At 72.4% G+C, this 1,601-nt stretch carries 2 protein-coding genes and 1 pseudogene; 1 reads left to right on the top strand and 2 read right to left on the bottom strand.

Annotation, left to right across the window (positions count from 1 at the left end):
• Together NS354_RS10365 and NS354_RS10360 are read right to left on the bottom strand one after the other, a co-directional pair.
• Nucleotides 1-950: type VII secretion protein EccB (locus NS354_RS10365; RefSeq protein WP_153002182.1), on the bottom strand; the 950-nt coding region annotated here is incomplete at its 3' end.
• Between the two features lie 3 nt (nt 951-953).
• Nucleotides 954-1,358 (bottom strand): hypothetical protein, encoded by a 405-nt coding sequence (locus NS354_RS10360; RefSeq protein WP_153002181.1) that lies wholly within the window; start codon nt 1,356-1,358, stop codon nt 954-956.
• On the opposite strand from NS354_RS10360, the pseudogene NS354_RS10355 reads away from it, so the two are divergent.
• Nucleotides 1,330-1,601: pseudogene (locus NS354_RS10355) on the top strand (type VII secretion integral membrane protein EccD); the annotation flags it as partial. The gene NS354_RS10360 and the pseudogene NS354_RS10355 overlap by 29 nt on opposite strands.

Below are 1,601 nucleotides of genomic sequence, written 5' to 3'. Positions count from 1 at the left end.
ACCGCCTCTACCTGCTCGGCGGCGTCGGCCGAGGGCAGTGCGCCGATCTCGGCGGGGCTGATCTCGACCTCGTCGCCGAGCGCGCCCGAGCCGCCGCCGAGCAGGTAGAGGCGGTAGGCGAGGTCGCTCAGGCGGGCGAGCGATCCCTCGGCGGTGAGCAGGTAGCGCTCGGAGCTCTCGCCGCCGGTGGGCCGGATCACCGAGCCCGCGGGCAGATCGACGCCCGCGACGGTGCCGCCGCCGTCGAAGGCGAGCGGCGCGAGGTCGGAGCCGCGGGTGAAGAGCGCGAGCCATTCGCCGCGCACCTCGACCGGTGCGGAGCCGTCGAGCCCGATGGCCCGGAGCACGGCCGTGCGATCCTGCTCGGCGACGAAGTAGCTGGTGCCGCCGGCGATGACGAACGTCTCTCCGTCGCGCTGCACCACGATGCCGCTGTCTGCGGCGGCTGCGCGCATCCGCTGGTCGCCGACGTGCACGGAGGTCGTGTCTGCGGCCGCGCACGCCGCCCAGCCGGTGCCGTCGAGGCGGCCGGCTTCGGGCAGGGTGTCGGGCGCGCCGAGGATGCCGACGGTGCCGCCGATCGGGATCCCTTCGAGGGCGCCCTGCTTCACGGTGACGACGCTGAACTCGCCTTCGGGGATCGCCATGCGGGCGCTGACCGTGTTGATGACGGGGTGGAGTTCGCCGTCGACGCTGATGTATCGCGCCCCGGTGTCGCTCGCGACGATGAGGCGGTTGTTCTCCCAGCCGCTCGGCAGTTTCGGCTGCATGAGTCCGATGAACACTCCGGCGAGGATCACCATCGCGGTCAGGGCGATGCCCGCGAAGACGGCCCGGAGCGGTTTGGCGGGTTCGAGCTCCTTGCCGCCGGGGGCGCCGCCGATGAAGGCGGAGAGCAGTCTCGCCTTGCTGAAGTTCTGCGCCTCGAGCAGGTCTTTCTTCGTCGCCACGGGTTACGCGAGCCCCGCGGTGATGGCGCCGAGCGGCAGCAGCAGCGCCAGCAGGATGACCTCGATGGTGTCGCCCAGCGTGGTGATGCGCATGCGGGCGCGGGCGCTGAGCAGGGTGAGGCCCGAGACCAGGCCGGTGGCGATGAGCAGGGCCGCGAGCAGGATCGGGGCCTGCTCGCGGTGGGAGAGGATCGCGGCGACGCCGGTGAGCGCGAGGATCGCGGTGCCGCCGGCGAGCAGCACGATGACGGAGGCCCGTCGGGCAGACTGCCGCGACTGGAACATGAGCACGGCGCCGCAGATGAGGGTGAGCACGGTTCCGATCCAGCTGGCGCTCGCGACGACGGGGGTGGCGACGAGCACGGCGATCGCGAACGCGATGCGCAGCGGAACCGTGCTCACCCTCATCTGCGGCGCCGTGCTCATGTTCCAGTCGCGGCAGTCTGCCCGACGGGCCTCCGTCCTCGTGCTGCTCGCCGGCGGCACCGCGATCCCCGCGCTCCCCTGCGTCGCCGCGATCCTCTCCCACCGCGAGCAGGCCCCGATCCTGCTCGCGGCCCTGCTCATCGCCACCGGCCTGGTCTCTGGCCTCACCCTGCTCAGCTCCCGCTCCCGCATGCGCCTCACCACGCTGTGCGACACCATCGAGGT

It is taken from the genome of Leucobacter chromiiresistens, assembly GCF_001477055.1.
Taxonomy (GTDB): Bacteria; Actinomycetota; Actinomycetes; order Actinomycetales; family Microbacteriaceae; genus Leucobacter; species Leucobacter chromiiresistens_A.
The sequence above is the reverse complement of the archived record's forward strand: the minus strand, read 5'-3'. Positions and strand labels throughout refer to the sequence as shown.

Excerpts from the sequence above, each read along its gene's own strand:
- NS354_RS10360 (WP_153002181.1), bottom strand. The coding sequence starts at position 1,358 with ATGAGGGTGAGCACGGTTCCGCTGCGCATCGCGTTCGCGATCGCCGTG.